Origin of the sequence: Trebonia sp. (assembly GCF_049794275.1) — a bacterium.
GTDB lineage: Bacteria > Actinomycetota > Actinomycetes > Streptosporangiales > Streptosporangiaceae > Trebonia.
Window position 1 is genome coordinate 1 of the sequence record NZ_JBARCR010000275.1, and the last position, 14,964, is coordinate 14,964.

The window sequence follows — 14,964 nt, forward strand, 5'->3', positions numbered from 1 at the left end:
CATCCGCGATCCCGACGGTCATCTGATCGAAGTAGGCCAAACCACTGACCCAGAGGGTGACTGGTCGCCCGCTCACTGGCCATCGAGTACGCCCGCCGAGGAGTCCGAGTAAATGCCCAGATCACCGGCGAAATCCCTCACATCGACGGCGGTCAGCCCCCGGACGCGAGCCTCGATCCACCGCGTGACGCTGAGGAGTTTCGGTTATGGCCCCGCCTCGTGCCATACGCATAATTCGACGGCATAGCAGGCATCCTCGTAAAAGAATTGACTAGCCTCGAATCCACGCCATGATCCGCTCGGCTGCATCGCGCTAATCGGCGCAAACTCGTTCGGGACCGCCTGATACTGACGCTGAACGGGGAGGCGCACCGGCTGGAACGACGATGAGTCGGCCCTCATAGAGGCGCCATGCGAGCTGGCCGCCCGCAGTTTCCTCGCCCCAAGCCCAACGCTAGTGACTCGTCGGCTGCAGTTGGATATGCGGCACGCTGCGCCTAGCCGCCGTTGTCGCCGGATCGCGGGCAACGTACTGCTCCACATGTTCGTCCCGGTACCGAGTTCATTGTGATCGCGCTGGTCATGGAGCATGTCGGCCAGGTGCCCCGCGATGAAGAGCACTTCCGGGAGCACGAAGGCGGCGTCGCTGGGACCGCGTGCACCAGGGTGACCGCGCTGGCCCGGTCCGGCAGCAGGGCCGCGTGGTCGAACAGCAGGCCGGAGGCCTTCAGGGTCAGCCGCCGGGCCGCGAAGCGGCAGGATATGGCACGAACATTCATTACGAACTCCCTCGAGTCACCGACGCGGAGTGACCTCAGAGCGGGCGGGCGGGATGTCCCGGCCGGGAGTTACTGGCCCGGGCGGCTGTGATTCTGACCGGGCCAATTGCGCATGGTCCGGATCGTCTTCGCTCGGCGCGACTACTTGCCGCTGTTCTTGGTGAAATCGAGTGACCGATGGCTGTCGTGCGGTCCCGTCATCACAGGCCTCCTCGCGCGTGATGGAGGAGCCGAGCGCATTACAACTTGCGGACCTCCGCCGCCTGGGGAGGTCCGCTCCTCCCTCGCCTCAGCGCGGCAGTCAACTGCCGGTGGCCGGCATTAGCGGATCTAGCGCCTTGGCGGCCAGCGCGATGGACTCCGGCCCGGCACCGCCGGCCAGCTCGACGACGAGGTGATCGACGCCGGCGTCGAGGAAGGGCCGGACCATGTCGGCGATTTCGGTGGGCTCACCGACGAACGCCCCCGCCTCGGCGGCCGGCTCGCGCAGGCCGAACGACGGGGCCCACTGGTCCCACGCGGACCGGGCTTTCGCGCGGGATTCGGCCACGGCCATCGTGGCCTTGTAGGTCACCGTGATCTGCGCGGGGTCTCGGCCGACGGTCTCGCAGTGCTGACGCAGGACGTCGAGCTTGTGCGGGATGCGGGCGAGGCTGTCGCCGGACGGCAGTGACAGGTTGATCATGTCGGCGTGCTTGGCTGCGATGCGGAGCAGGCGCTGCTCGCCGCTGCCGGCTACGAGTACCGGGATGCCACCGGGGCGCAGCGGCCGCGGCCAGTTGGGCGGGGCGCCGCTGGCTGCCCGGGCACCGATCATAGGCCGGATGACCTCGAGTGCGTGATCGAGCATCTCCATCCGGGCGCGGACCGGCGGGAAGGGGAAGCCGTAGGACTCGGCTTCGGCCTGGGTGCGCGGGTGCCCGGCGCCGATCCCGAGGATGGCGCGGCCGCCGGACAGCAGGTCGAGCGTGGTGATCATCTTGCCCAGCAGCGCCGGATTCCGGTATACCACCGAGGCGGCGAGCAGACCCAGCTCAATCTGCCGGGTGCAGGCCGCGACCGCAGCCAGGACCAGGTGCGATTCCGGCATCGGAGCCTCCGGGGCCGCCGGGTTCGGGTTCTGGACATGATCGGTGAGCCACAGCGTGCTGAACACGCCGGAGTCCTCGGCCGCCGCGGCGACGTCTCGCGTATACGCGGCGATCGAGCCTCCCGCGTCCGGCCCTGGGTAACTGGTCAGGTGCAATCCGAAGGTTGTCATGGCCCCAGGCTGCGCTCTGCGCGCGGCGGTCACCATGCCAGTTTCCTGGGGTGTCATCCGGGCCTTCGGTTCCGTACCGTGGGGTTATGCCGCTGCAACCCCTCCAGCGCCGGGTGGAAGTACTCATCGAGTGCTGCTACGCGGGCCTGGACGCCACCGCGCTCCGCCGCGAGGTCGGCAGCCGCCTGAAGGCGCTGGCCGGGGTGGACGCCGCCTTCATCGCCACCGTGGATCCGGCGACGCTGCTGTTCACGTCGGCGGTCAGCGAGGAGCCGCTCATCGAGGCAGCGGCCGCGTTCCTGGCCAACGAGCTCGACGGGCGTGACGTCAACCGGTTTACCGACCTCGCCGCCGGGCCGGATCCGGTCCGGACGCTGGATCAGGCTACCCGCGGCGACCGGGACAGCAGCGCCCGGCATGCGTCCATCATGCGGCCCCTCGGCCTCGGCGACGAACTGCGGGTGGCGCTGCGGACCCGGCAGGCGTGCTGGGGGGTAATGTGCCTGCACCGGCAGGCCGGGGCCACTGGGTTCTCGCCGCGTGACCGCGACCTCGTAGCCAGGATCGCCCCGCACGTGGCCGAGGGACTCCGCCGAGCTCTACTGACCGGGCAGGCCCGGGAGTCATACCCGGCGCTGGGGCACGGGGTGGTCATCCTCGACGCGTCCGGATCGGTCACCTCGGTGAACGACGCCGCGGAGCGCTGGCTGGCGCAGATCCCCGAAAGCGACTGGCCCAGCTCATGTCAGCTGCCGCTGCCCCTGCTCGCCGCGGCCGGCCACGCCGAGATGGCCCCGGAGCATCCGGCGCCCGCGGTGCGGCTGCGCACAGTCCGCGGGGACTGGCTGTCCGTCCACGCCTCACCGCTGCACGGCAGCGGTGAGCGGTCCACCGTCCTGGTACTCGAGGAGCCCGGGCCCGGCGAACTGGCGTCCTTGATACTGGCCAGCCACGGCGTGACGGGCGCTCAGGCCCGGGTGGTCGCGCTAGTGCTGCGGGGATATTCCACCAAGCAGGTCGTCGGCCAGCTGGCCATCAGCCAGTACACCGTCCAGGAACACCTGCGGGCGGTCTTCGACAAACTCGGCGTCCGCAGCCGCCAGGAACTGGCCGCCGCCCTGATGCGCCCCGGCCGAGGGCCGGCCGGGGAGAACCCCGACTAGCTATCGTCCGACCTGCACGTCCATGCAGCGCCAGCATAGGTGAGCAGGCCGACTCTGAGCCGTGCTAAATCGATGGGCGCGGATCAGTCCAGAACTGGACGCCGTCACAGCGTGCGCAAAGAGTTAGTGTCCGAGAGGGCCTTGAACTTGCATGCCTCTGAACTGCGGTGTTGCCCACCTAGCTCAAGCCGCGAGGCATAAGCGCAGGTTAGAGAAGTGCGACAGTGTCCGAGGGCCGACACGCACCTGGTGACGAGTGGCGACGCTGCGGCCGGGCGCTGCGCTGGTGATTAGCGGGGCGGGGCGGTGCTCCGGCGGACCACCAACGTCGTTTCTAGTTCGAGGTGGCGGGGTTGTACTTCGGCGTCAGACGAGGTGAGCATCCAGAACGCGGTGGCGGCCATAGCGGCAAGCGGCTGCCTGATGGTGGTGAGCGGAGGTGTGGCCCAGGTTGCGATCGGCAGGTCGTTGAAGCCGGTCACGCTGAGGTCGTCGGGGCAGCGGCGACCGCGTTCGGCGAGTGCCTGCAGCACGCCGAACGCCTGGGCATCGTTGCCCGTCACGATCGCCGTCGGCGCGTCGGGCACGGACAGGAGTGCCCTCGCCTGGCGCAGGCCGCCGTCGGCGGACAGATCGTCGCAGCGGACCAGGGTGTCGTCGACGGGCAGGCCGGCCCGGCGCAGGGCGCTGCTGTAGCCGTCGAGCCTCGCCCGGCAGGACCATAGCTCGTCCGGTCCGCCGATGGCGGCGATCCGCTGGTGGCCCAGTTCGATGAGGTGCCGGGCTGCCGTCACGCCGCCCTGCCAGTTCGTGGTCCCGACCGAGCGGATCGACCCGTCGGGCTCGGCCGGCGGGTCGATGACCACCAGCGGGACACGGGCGTCCGCCAGCCGGCGGATCGCCGCGGAGTCGGGCAGGTGGAGCACGCTCAGCACACCGCGGGTGCCGCGCGCGGTCGCGATCTTCAGCCAGCGGCCGAACTCGGCGGCCGAGGTGACATGGCTGACGATGACGCTGGTCTCAGTTTCGGCGGCCGCGGTGACGGCGCCGCGGATCAGTTCGTCCGCCCAGGGGCTGCCGAGGCTGCCGATCAGCAGGTCGACCACGCCGATCCCGGCCGGTGGCGCGACCTGGTAACCGTGCAAGCGCAAGATCCGGCCGAGCCGCTCGCGGGTCTCCGGCGCCACGTCGGACCGGCCGTTGAGCACCTTCGAGACGGTGGAGACCGACACGTCGGCTGCGGCGGCGATGCTGGTGAGGCTGGCCGTGAGTCTAGAACTTTTCGAAAAGCCGTTACCCGTAATCACCCATTGACACCTATCAAATCCGGATCTAGCGTGCTTATTGCTGTCGCCAGTATAACGGGAACTTTTCGAAAAATTAGTCCGTGCGAGGAGTGTGGCACGTTGATTGGCAGTCCGCCGGCCCTGCAGCTTTACTCGGTCCGCGAGCAGCTCGCGACGGGCAGGATGCCTGTCCTGCGGCGCATCGCCGCCTTCGGGTACGGCGCGGTCGAACCCTACGACGTGCGGACCGACCCGGAACGGCTGCGCGCCGACCTGGACGAGGCCGGCCTGGCCGTATGTGCCGTACACGTCGAGGCCCTCGGCGAAGACGCCGACGTGCTGCTGCGCGGGGCGCAGGCGGTCGGCGGCGGCACGGTGATCGTGCCCTCGGTGCCGCGCGAACGATTCGCTGACGCCGAAGGAATCGCCGCGCTCGCTCATGAGCTGAACGATGCCGCGGCCAAAGCCGCGGACTACGGGCTGCGGCTCGGCTACCACAACCACGAATTCGAGCTGGCGTCGCTCGTTGGAGGCCGGACCGGTCTTGAGGTCCTCGAGGACGCGCTCGACCCGGCGGTGATCCTCGAGGTCGATACCTACTGGGCGGCGGTCGGCGGGCAGGACGTGCCCGAACTGCTCGGCCGCCTCGGTGACCGCGTGCGCTACCTGCACGTGAAGGACGGCCCGGTGACCAGGCAGGACCCGCAGACCGCAGTAGGCAGCGGCCGGATGCCGGTCGCCGAGATCCTTGCCGCCTGCCCGTCCGCCGAATGGCACGTGGTGGAACTCGACAGCTGCGCGACGGACATGCTCACCGCCGTCGGCGACAGCCTGGCCTGGCTCGCCGGGCACGACCTGGCCAAGCCGGTCCGTGCCGGGGCGGGTACCTGATGGATCCCCTCGGCGTCGGCATTGTCGGTTGCGGCAACATCAGCGACCAGTACCTGCGGCACCTGGCCACCTTCCCGGACGTGCAGGTGCTGTTCTGCGCGGACATCGATACCGAACGGGCCAAGGCGCAGGCCGCCGCCTACGACGTGCCGGCCGCGGGCAGCGTGCAGCAGGCCCTTGAGCACCCTGGCGTGGAACTCGTGGTGAACCTGACAATTCCCGCCGCGCACGCCGAGGTGGCCTCGGCCGCGATCGCCGTCGGCAAGCACGTGTGGAATGAGAAGCCCCTCGCTCCGGACGTGGCCTCAGGGTGCGCGCTCCTCGGTCAGGCGCGCCAGGCCGGGCTGCGGATCGGCTGCGCACCGGACACTGTGCTCGGCGCGGGGCTGCAGTCGGCTCGGCGGCTGATCAGCGCCGGCGCGATCGGCACGCCAGTGAGTGCGCTCACCCTGCTGCAGGGCCCCGGCCCGGAGTCGTGGCACCCGGATCCGGAGTTCCTGTTCGCGAAAGGCGCGGGCCCGCTGTTCGACCTCGGGCCGTACTACCTGTCGGTGCTGGCGACGCTGTTCGGGCCGGCGACCAGAGTCGCGGCCGTCGGGCGCAGGGCGCGCGACACCCGCGTGATCGGCTCCGGGCCGCGAGCGGGTACTGAGTTCACCGTAGAAGTGCCCACCTATATATCCGCGCTTGCGGAGTATGCGGGCGGCCAGGCAGCATCGCTGCTGCTCAGCTGGGACTCGCCGCTGGGCAGGGGCGGTTTTGTTGAGATCACCGGGACAGAGGCCACCCTCTCGGTGCCGGACCCCAACACGTTCGACGGCGACCTTCGCGTGCGCCGCGCCTGCGAGACGGAGTGGACCGTGATCCCGTCGGCCGGCGCTGCGGCCGGGCGCGGCACCGGGGTCGTCGACATGGCCCGCGCCATCCGGCGCGGCGAGCCGCACCGGGCCTCCGGCGAGATGGCGCTGCACGTGCTTGAGATGATGACCGCGATAGAGCGGTCCGCCTCCGGGACCGGTTTCGAGGCGGTCGAGTCGGTCTTCGACGTGCCCGCCGAGCTTGACGCAGAATGGGATCCGCATGTCCGGGCAACGTAGCGTCGGGGTGGGTATGGTCGGCTACGCGTTCATGGGCCGTGCGCACTCGCAGGCCTGGCGTACCGTCGGCCGCGCGTTCGACCTGCCGGTGCAGCCACGGCTCGCGGCGATCTGCGGGCGGAACGAAGCAGCAACACGAGCCGCCGCAGACCGTCTCGGCTGGGCTGCCGTCGAGACCGACTGGCGCGCGCTGATTGCCCGCGACGACGTCCAGCTGATCGACATCTCCGCGCCCGGCGACCTGCACGGGCCGATCGCGATCGCCGCACTCCGGGCAGGCAAGCACGTACTGTGCGAGAAGCCGCTCGCCAATACGGTCGCGGAGGCCGAGGCGATGGTGGCGGCGGCGGACGCCGCGGTCCCGTCTGGCGCGTGGGCCATGGTCGGGTTCAACTACCGGCGGATTCCGGCCCTCGCGCTCGCCCGGCAGCTTGTCGCAGACGGCCGCCTCGGCACGTTGCGCCACGTCAGGGCCGTCTACCTGCAGGACTGGCTCGTCGACCCGGACGCCCCGATCACCTGGCGGGTGCAGGCCGAGCACGCCGGGTCGGGCGCGCTCGGCGACCTGGGCGCGCACATCGTCGACCTGGCGCATTACCTGACCGGCGACGTGATCACCGGCGTGTCCGCGGTCAGCGCCACGTTCACCGGCAAGCGGCCGCTGCCCGGAGGGTCTGGGACGGGGCAGGTCACGGTGGACGACGCGGTGGTGTTCACCGCCAGGCTCGGCGGCGGCGCGCTGGCCTCGTTCGAGGCCACCAGGTACGCGGCCGGGCGGAAGAACGGGCTGCGCATCGAGCTCAACGGCTCGGCGGGCAGCCTCGCATTCGACCTAGAGCGGCTCAACGAGCTCGAGTTCTTTGACCGAACGGACCCGGCTGACTCCGCAGGATTCCGCCGCATCCTCGTCACCGAGCCCGGCCATCCGTACCTGTCCGGCTGGTGGCCGCCGGGCCACACCCTCGGCTGGGAACACACGTTCACGCACCAGGCCAGGGACCTGCTGACGGCGATTGCGGCGGGCACGCAGCCTGAGCCGTCGTTTACCGACGGGCTGGCCGTGCAGCGGGTGCTTGATGCGGTGCAGCGCAGTGCGGCTTCCGGTAGCGGGTGGGCAGCGGTGGAAGCCGGGGGAGTCAGCCGGGAACGTTCCGAATAAATCTTGGAGGACTGATGCCACGGCCATTCACCCTCTTCACCGGGCAGTGGGCGGACCTGCCGCTTGAGGAGGTCTGCCGGCTGGCGAGCTCGTGGGGGTACGACGGGCTTGAGCTGGCATGCTGGGGGGACCACTTCGAGGTGGACCGCGCGCTGCGGGAGGACGGCTACCTGGCCGGGCGGCACGCGCTGCTGTCGAAGTACGGCCTGGAATGCTGGGCGATCTCCAATCACCTCGTCGGGCAGGCGGTCTGCGACCACCCGATCGACGAGCGGCACCAGGCGATCCTGCCAGCGCGGATCTGGGGCGACGGGTCGCCCGAAGGGGTACGGCGGCGGGCGGCGGCGGAGATCGCGGACACGGCGCGAGCGGCGGCGGCGTTCGGAGTGCGGACCGTGGTGGGGTTCACCGGGTCGTCGATCTGGCACACGGTTGCCATGTTCCCGCCGGTGCCCGAGTCGATGATCTCGCGCGGTTACGAGGACTTCGCGTCGCGCTGGAATCCCATCCTGGACGTCTTCGACGCCGTGGGCGTGCGGTTCGCGCACGAGGTACACCCAAGCGAGATCGCGTACGACTTCTGGACGGCTCATCGTGCGTTGGACGCGGTGGGGAACCGGCCGGCGTTCGGGCTGAACTTCGACCCGAGCCATTTCGTGTGGCAAGACCTGGATCCGGTCGCGTTCCTCGGGGAGTTCCGGGACCGGATCTACCACGTGGACTGCAAGGAGGCGCGGAAGCGGCTCGACGGGCGTAACGGCAGGCTCGGCTCGCATCTGCCGTGGGGCGACCCGCGGCGCGGCTGGGACTTCGTGTCGGCCGGGCGCGGCGACGTGCCGTGGGAGGACGTGTTCCGCATGCTGAACTCGATCGGGTACACGGGGCCGATCTCGGTGGAGTGGGAAGACGCGGGCATGGACCGGCTGGCCGGGGCGCCTGCGTCGCTGGCCTTCCTCCGGCAGTTCGACTTCGAGCCGCCTTCGGCGTCCTTCGACGCGGCGTTCAGCAGCGGTCCGAAGTAACCGTCGTCGTGAGGTGCCGGCGGCAGAGACGGTGATCGAGTGCCACCGCCGCCGCCCCGTCGGCCGCTGCGGCGTACACCATCGTCCCACCTGTACAACGGCTCCAACCAGCATGGATGAGGTTTTCGGCAGGGGCCAAGGGCAGACCGGAACCATCGCGGCCCCGTGAGTCCGATCCCGGGAACAGTCGTGATTTATCGTTTGTTGTGCTAACTAACTAGTGAGCTGGCTGCTGTGGGGATGAGAGCTTGAAGAGTAAGGCCGGAGCGTTTTGGGGAAAGACTTTTTCCTCGCTGAAAGTCCCGAATTACCGCCTGTACTTCACTGGCCAGTCGATATCTATGGTCGGCACCTGGATGCAGATGACGGCGCAGGCCTGGCTCGTGTTGACCCTTACCCACTCAAGTACCGCCCTGGGCCTGACCGTCGCGCTGCAGGCTCTGCCGGTTCTGCTCCTCGGTCCTTATGGCGGCGTCATCGCCGACCGGGTAGACAAGCGGCGGCTCATGATCGTGCTGCAGATCGCCATGGGGTTCCAGGCCCTGATGCTCGGGCTGCTTGTCGTGTTCGGCTCGGCCCGCTTCTGGGAGATCTGCCTGCTGGCCGTCGTCCTTGGACTGAACAACGCCTTCGAGAACTCCGCGCGGCAGGCTTTCGTCAGGGAAATGGTCGGCAAAGACGAGCTGCGCAATGCCATCACGCTGAACTCGGTGACGGTGAACGCCGCCCGTGCTGTCGGGCCCGCCATCGGGGGCGTCCTCATCGCTACGGTCGGCATCGGGGTCTGCTTTCTGCTGAACGCGGCGAGCTTCGCGGCCGTCGTCACCTCCCTGCTGATCATGGACCGGTCCGCCCTGCGGCCGAGCCCGCCGTCCGGACGAGCCAGCGGGCAGTTGCGTGAGGGCCTGCGGTACGCGGCGCGCACTCCAACAATCGCCATCCCGCTCGCGATGATGGGCCTCGTCGGGCTGTTCGCTTATGAGTTCTCTGTCTCGCTTCCTGTTCTTGCCGAGCGGTCATTCCACGGCGGCGCGGAAGCGTACGGCTTCATGACCGCGGCCATGGGGATCGGCGCTGTCATCGGTGGCCTGTTCACCGCCGCGCGGGGGCGGACCGGACTACGCCCGATGATCATCGCTTCGGTGGGCTTCGGGACGGCCATCCTGGTCTGTGCCTTCGCACCATTCCTCGGCCTCACCTACGCCGCGCTGCTGTTCGTGGGCTGGGCGAGCGTCTCCTTCATCGCGATCGGCAACTCCACCATCCAGCTCAGCGCCGAGCCGAGCATGCGCGGACGGGTGATCGCGCTCTGGCAGGTTGCCTTCCAGGGAACGACGCCGGTCGGCGGCCCTGCGATCGGCTGGATCATCGCCCTGACCGATCCGCGAATCGGCTTGGCGGCAGGCGGCGCGTCTTGCTTCGCAGCAGCGATCGGCGGCGTCGTTCTCGCCAGGCGTTACCGCCGGGCACGGCCACCGAAGGCGATGCAGCTTGAGAGCCCCGCTCCGGCTCGCCCGCTTCCGGCCGGGGCGTCGGTCAGCTGAGGGCGCACTGCCCGTCGTCCAAACGGGTCAGCGGTTGATGGGCGTCATATCGGCGTCGCGGTCACCCACGGGCGGCTCGACGTCATTCAGCCGGTTGAGCTGGCCCGCGCTCAGTTCGATCGCGTCGGCACCGACGTTCTCCTCGACCCGTTCGCTCCGGCGTGTTCCGGGGATCGGCGCGATGTCGCCGCCCTGCGCTGGCAGCCAGGCCAGGGCGTTCGGGCCGCCTTCGGGGAGAAGGCGACAGGTTTGTGGTCACTATCGGTGACGGATGCCGTGACGGGTCTGCGGGAGTTGTCGGGCTATCCGCAGCCGACCGGAGCGCGGCGCACCTGGCCCTGGAAGGTTGGCATCCAGCCAGGGCGCATCCGCCCAGCGCCTTCCAGGACTATGTTCCCTACGCACACGTTCCACAGAAATCCCGCAAGCCCGGGGTCCGGTAAGCGATGACTGTTACCGTTTCACAACTTGGACCCGTCTTGAACCCCCATGGTCCTGACCTGCGGAAATAGCTTCATCTGACTGTTGCGAAGTGCTGCCCAATGACACATCCGCAGATCAGGCGGTGATCACGTTGTGTCCGAGGGGCGTCTTCACCAAGAAGCCAATACGCCGCATCGCTCTTGACCTGCGAATTCGTGCTTGACACTGTGGCGGCTGCCGGGTGACCGGAGCAGACTGGACCATCGGTTGTGAAACACCGCGGTCGTCGGCCGGGCGGCGGTCAGTCTTTCTTGAGGTGCCGGTCGGCCGTGGGGCGGTAGTCGATGCTGAGCCTGTCGAAGAGGAAGGCGTAGATGTCGGCGAGTTCGGATACCCGCTCGTCCAGTGAGCCTGGGCCGTGCCCTCCCGGTCTGACCCGCAGGAGGACTGGCTGGCTGGATGAGGTCGCTGCCTGCAGGCGGGCTGCCATCTTCTTAGCGTGGTATGCCTTAGCGAAGGGGTCGGATTCGCCGGCGGTGAGCAGCACAGCAGGGTACGCTCTGCCGTCCTTGACGTTGTGGTACGGGGAGTAGGCACGCATCGCCTGGAACAGCTCCGGGTCGTTGACCGTCCCGTACTCGCCTACGTTGAAGGTTCCGTTGGGGTCTAGCTCCACGCGGAGCATGTCCATGACCGGCACCATCGCTACGACGGCGCGGGCGAGGCCGGGGTGCTGGGTTAGCGTCGCCCCCATGAGCAGGCCGCCGTTGGAGCCGCCGAGGATCGCAAGCCGCTCGCTGGTGGTCAGGTGCGACTCGATCAGGAAGCGGGCGCAGCAGGCGAAGTCATCGAAGACGTTCTGCTTGGCCGCGAGCCGTCCGGCGTGGTGCCAGTGCTCGCCGTATTCGCCGCCGCCCCTGGTGTGTGCGACCGCGACCACTCCGCCCTGTTCCAGCCAGGGCAGCCAGCCCGGGTCAAACCGGGGCTTGAGGGAGATGCCGTAACCGCCGTAGCCGGTGAGCAACGCGGGTGCGGTGGCGTTGCGGGGTGTTCCGGGCGGGGCGATCAGGGTCACCGGCACTTGGGTGCCGTCTTTGGCGGTGACGAATTCCCGGCCCACCTCGAATCTTGAGAAGTCCAGCGGGGTCCTAGTCCTTAGGGCGGTGAGGCGCGGCGCCGACTGGCTAGACGCGCGCCACCATGACCGCGGCTCAGTGAACGACTCGGTCGCGTAGGCAACTTCATTTCCGTCCAGCCGGACTAGGCCGTCTACCGCGGAGCCTGGCGGTACCTCCGCCGGCCCGGCAGGCGTGCCATGCAGATCGAACCGCCGCAGCGACGACCAGCCTGCGTCCATATCCAGCAGCCACAGCCATCTGTCCGTGACCGCCAGCGGCGACGCCAGCGCTCCCCCCTCGATCGTCATATCCGCCTCGGGCACCACCTCGGCAGCGTGTGCGACGGTTGCCCCGGCTCGCAGCGGCAGCCGGAGAATCTTCCCGTGCGGGGCGCCAAGCCGGGATAGCAGGTACAGCGCGTTTGGGCCGAACGCCGCGTATGTCACCTTGTCGTTCACGTCGGCGGCTAGCCACCAGTCATCGCCCGCCTGCGCGCGGACGAACACCTGCCAGTGGCCGCCATCACCTTTTTGGACCCGGTCCATCACCCAATGACCGTCGGGTGAGGCGCTGAGGAAGTTCTCCGCGATCCGGTTGTCGGCGAACACACCCGCCAGCTCGCGGCGGTCCTCCTCCAGCGCGTCGCCGAGCGGGTGATACCAGACCTCCTGGTAGAAGCCGACGTCGCCGTCTGGGCGCTCGCCCGGCGATTGGTAGCGGGTATACCAGAAGCCGGAGGAATCGCCAGCCCAGGCAAGGGAGCCAAAAGCCGTGCCCAGGGTCACGGGCGCGCCGGTGAGTTCACCGGACGTGGCCTGATAGACATGCACGGTACCGTCCTGCGTGTCTGGTGTGGACAGGGATACCGCCACCAGGCTGCCGTCCGGGGACGGCTGGTGCCAGTCGATCGTGGCCGGGCCGCTGTCGTCGATTTCACCTGGGTCGACCAGCACGCGTTCGTCGGACAAATCGTCAAGGTCACTCAGCACCACCAAGAAGGGCTGCCGCTTCGGCGGCTGGCGCTTAAGCGCGAAATACGCCGAACCCGCATGCCGGAGGGCGTCATACCTGACCGGCTCCGTCATCAGGACCTCTGCCACCCGTTGGCGGACCGCATCGCGGAAGGGCAAGTTCTCCAGATAGCTACGAGTCCGCCGGTCCTGTGCCTTAGTCCAGGAGCGTGTCTGATCCGACCGGGCATCCTCCAGCCACCGGTAGTCCTCGGTCACCGTCACCCCGTGGTAAGTGCTGCCCACCGGAACCTTCGGTGTGTCGATCGTCTCCAGCTTATCGCAAGGCGATTTACTGCGGTTAATACTGCGGGTCGTTCTCCCTGATTTACTGCGGCTTTGCGTTTCTCTAAAGTAATTCATGAGCATTTTTTATCATCCGGATAAAAGCCTCGCAAGGTGGATTATGGGCTGGCGAAGGGAAGTTACCGCAGTAAATGCGATTCATCCGGATCGGTTATGCTAGCCGCAGGTATAGGTCACGGAATCGAGGATCGGTGACGGCGCCAGTAGAGTACGCGGTCGCGGTAGACGCCTACCTAGGGCAGGCGCCGCTGAGCACTACGTCGCGGCGGGTGTACCGAATCTCGCTCGCCGGGTGGGCTTGGCCGCTCGTCGGTCGGCCGATCCCCGCCGGATCGCGGCGGCGGGGCGCGGCGCCGCCCATCGTGCCACTCGCACTCCTTGACGACCCCGGCATCCCCCGGCGCCTGGCGGAGGCTTTCGCCGATCGGGCAGCCGAGTCCGATGCGCGGACCGTGAACCGTGAACTGTCGGCGCTGCGCGGCGCCGTCGGCTGGTGGCAGGACCTCGGCTGGATCAGCGCCGATCCGACGGCAGGGCTACGGCACCGGCCGCCGGATGAGCTCGCGGCGCCGCTGGGCGCTGAGCAGGTCGGCGCGCTGTTCCGGTTGACTGCCAGCCTGCGCGAGCATGCGTTCTGGCGGCTGCTCTACGACTCGGGCGCGGCCGCCGCAGCGGTGCTAGCCCTCGACGCCGATCAGCTTGACCTGGACGGGCACCGGGTCCGACGGCTGCCCTCCTGCGGCACCGCCGACGAGCAGCCTGCGGACATCGCGTGGGGCGTACCGACCGGGCAGTTCCTGCGCTGGCTGCTGGCCGGGCGGACGTGGGGACCAGTGTTCGTCACCGGACGGCGAGCGGGAACGCGCCCCTCACGGGCCGCCGCCGGGAATGTCTGCCTGCAGACCGGACAGGCACGGCTGTCGTACCGGAGGGCGGCGGAGATCTTCGCCGCTGCGACGCGGCCGCTGGATCCAGCTGGTCGCGGCTGGACCCTGCACCAGCTCAGCGCGGCGACGCAAGCATCCTTGTCAGCGGCGCGGCCCTGAGGGCGCGGCGGCTACGCTAGCGCATGACGGGCAACGACTCCGCACAACTACGCGCCGAGCTTCTTACCAGGGCTGTCACAGGCGGATGTACGTAGGCGCGTGTCCGGGAGAGACTTGAACCGGCACAGACGTGACCTGCATCTTTAGTCATCTCACTGTGCTATGGGAGGAATAACAGCAGGTCAGAGGCTTGGATATGTGTCCGAGGACCAAGGCCTACCAATTGGGCATGGTGGCGTAATTGCCCTGACCAGGTCTTTTGCTGTTGGTGGTGCCCGGTGATGGCGGCTGATCGGGTGATCAGCTTGACGACCGCGGTCGCCGTCAGTGAGGGCGTAGCGACTGCGGCAGTGCTCGTCTGAAGGCTGGAACTGGGCTGCCGCCGCCAAGCTGAACGCTAAAGGCACCTTGGTGCCCAGCCCCGCGTCCTGTGAGGCTTTCGGGGCCTCTGGCGAGGCCTCGCGGCGATCGGTGATGGCGAAGTAGAGCACCGATGATCCGATAAGGACCGCTCCGAGGGCATCGCGGCTTGTCGCGCCCTCACGCAGAAAGATCACCGCGCTGACGACACCGAAGACCGGGATGAGGTTGAGCACGATGGCCGCGCGCCCGGCATCGACCTGGACGATCACCATATTGAACAGCAGGAAACTGGCGCCGAAGCCTGCGACGCCCACGAGGGCGGCGATCAGCCAGAAACCAGGAGCTGCCGGCACGGTCCCGGCCCCTGCGCCCCAGCGAGCGGTCGTCACCAGCAAGGACACCAGCGTTGCCACCGTGAACTGCCAGGCTGTCAGCGACAGGGCATCGGAGCCGTCATCGAAACGCTTGGCGACAATCGTGTACAGACTCGCGCTCA

Annotated in this window: 11 protein-coding genes; 7 read left to right on the forward strand and 4 right to left on the reverse strand. The window is 68.4% G+C overall.

Translation table 11 applies throughout. The features are described from left to right. Positions 1-1,080: 1,080 nt before the first annotated feature. Entirely contained in the window at positions 1,081-2,040 is a 960-nt protein-coding gene (locus tag WA805_RS07815; protein WP_422277734.1) for an LLM class flavin-dependent oxidoreductase, read from the reverse strand. A gap of 86 nt (positions 2,041-2,126) precedes the next feature. Between WA805_RS07815 and WA805_RS07820 the strand changes: the two genes are divergently transcribed. Further along, the gene (locus WA805_RS07820; RefSeq protein WP_422324806.1) at positions 2,127-3,203 is read left to right on the forward strand and encodes a LuxR C-terminal-related transcriptional regulator; all 1,077 of its coding nucleotides are present in this window, start codon (positions 2,127-2,129) and stop codon (positions 3,201-3,203) included. Positions 3,204-3,493: 290 nt separating this feature from the next. Here WA805_RS07820 and WA805_RS07825 read toward each other — a convergent pair whose 3' ends face one another. Further along, the gene (locus WA805_RS07825; RefSeq protein ID WP_425238737.1) at positions 3,494-4,510 is read right to left on the reverse strand and encodes a LacI family DNA-binding transcriptional regulator; all 1,017 of its coding nucleotides are present in this window, start codon (positions 4,508-4,510) and stop codon (positions 3,494-3,496) included. A gap of 99 nt (positions 4,511-4,609) precedes the next feature. On the opposite strand from WA805_RS07825, the gene WA805_RS07830 reads away from it, so the two are divergent. From WA805_RS07830 to WA805_RS07850, 5 genes are all read left to right on the forward strand, one after another. Beyond that, positions 4,610-5,380, forward strand: a complete 771-nt coding sequence (locus tag WA805_RS07830; protein ID WP_424558767.1) for a sugar phosphate isomerase/epimerase family protein — start codon at positions 4,610-4,612, stop codon at positions 5,378-5,380. Then, positions 5,380-6,477: a Gfo/Idh/MocA family protein gene (locus tag WA805_RS07835; protein ID WP_425242002.1), complete on the forward strand. Its 1,098-nt coding sequence runs from the start codon at positions 5,380-5,382 to the stop codon at positions 6,475-6,477. Before WA805_RS07830 ends, WA805_RS07835 begins: the two co-directional genes overlap by 1 nt. Beyond that, positions 6,461-7,636 (forward strand): Gfo/Idh/MocA family protein, encoded by a 1,176-nt coding sequence (locus WA805_RS07840; RefSeq protein ID WP_424558769.1) that lies wholly within the window; start codon positions 6,461-6,463, stop codon positions 7,634-7,636. Before WA805_RS07835 ends, WA805_RS07840 begins: the two co-directional genes overlap by 17 nt. Before the next feature lie 14 nt (positions 7,637-7,650). Beyond that, positions 7,651-8,658: a sugar phosphate isomerase/epimerase family protein gene (locus WA805_RS07845; RefSeq protein ID WP_422277722.1), complete on the forward strand. Its 1,008-nt coding sequence runs from the start codon at positions 7,651-7,653 to the stop codon at positions 8,656-8,658. Between the two features lie 248 nt (positions 8,659-8,906). Then, entirely contained in the window at positions 8,907-10,202 is a 1,296-nt protein-coding gene (locus WA805_RS07850) for an MFS transporter (RefSeq protein WP_425242003.1), read from the forward strand. A 724-nt stretch (positions 10,203-10,926) separates the two neighbouring features. Here the strand turns inward: WA805_RS07850 and WA805_RS07855 are convergent. Continuing rightward, complete coding sequence (locus WA805_RS07855) at positions 10,927-12,999, reverse strand: prolyl oligopeptidase family serine peptidase (protein ID WP_422285478.1); 2,073 nt, start codon at positions 12,997-12,999, stop codon at positions 10,927-10,929. Between the two features lie 251 nt (positions 13,000-13,250). Here WA805_RS07855 and WA805_RS07860 point away from each other — a divergent pair, with 251 nt between their 5' ends. Beyond that, positions 13,251-14,105: a site-specific recombinase gene (locus WA805_RS07860; RefSeq protein WP_422277716.1), complete on the forward strand. Its 855-nt coding sequence runs from the start codon at positions 13,251-13,253 to the stop codon at positions 14,103-14,105. Between the two features lie 182 nt (positions 14,106-14,287). On the opposite strand, the gene WA805_RS07865 is transcribed toward WA805_RS07860, so the two are convergent. Continuing rightward, the coding region (locus tag WA805_RS07865) for a DMT family transporter (protein ID WP_425242004.1) at positions 14,288-14,964 on the reverse strand (677 nt) is incomplete at its 5' end.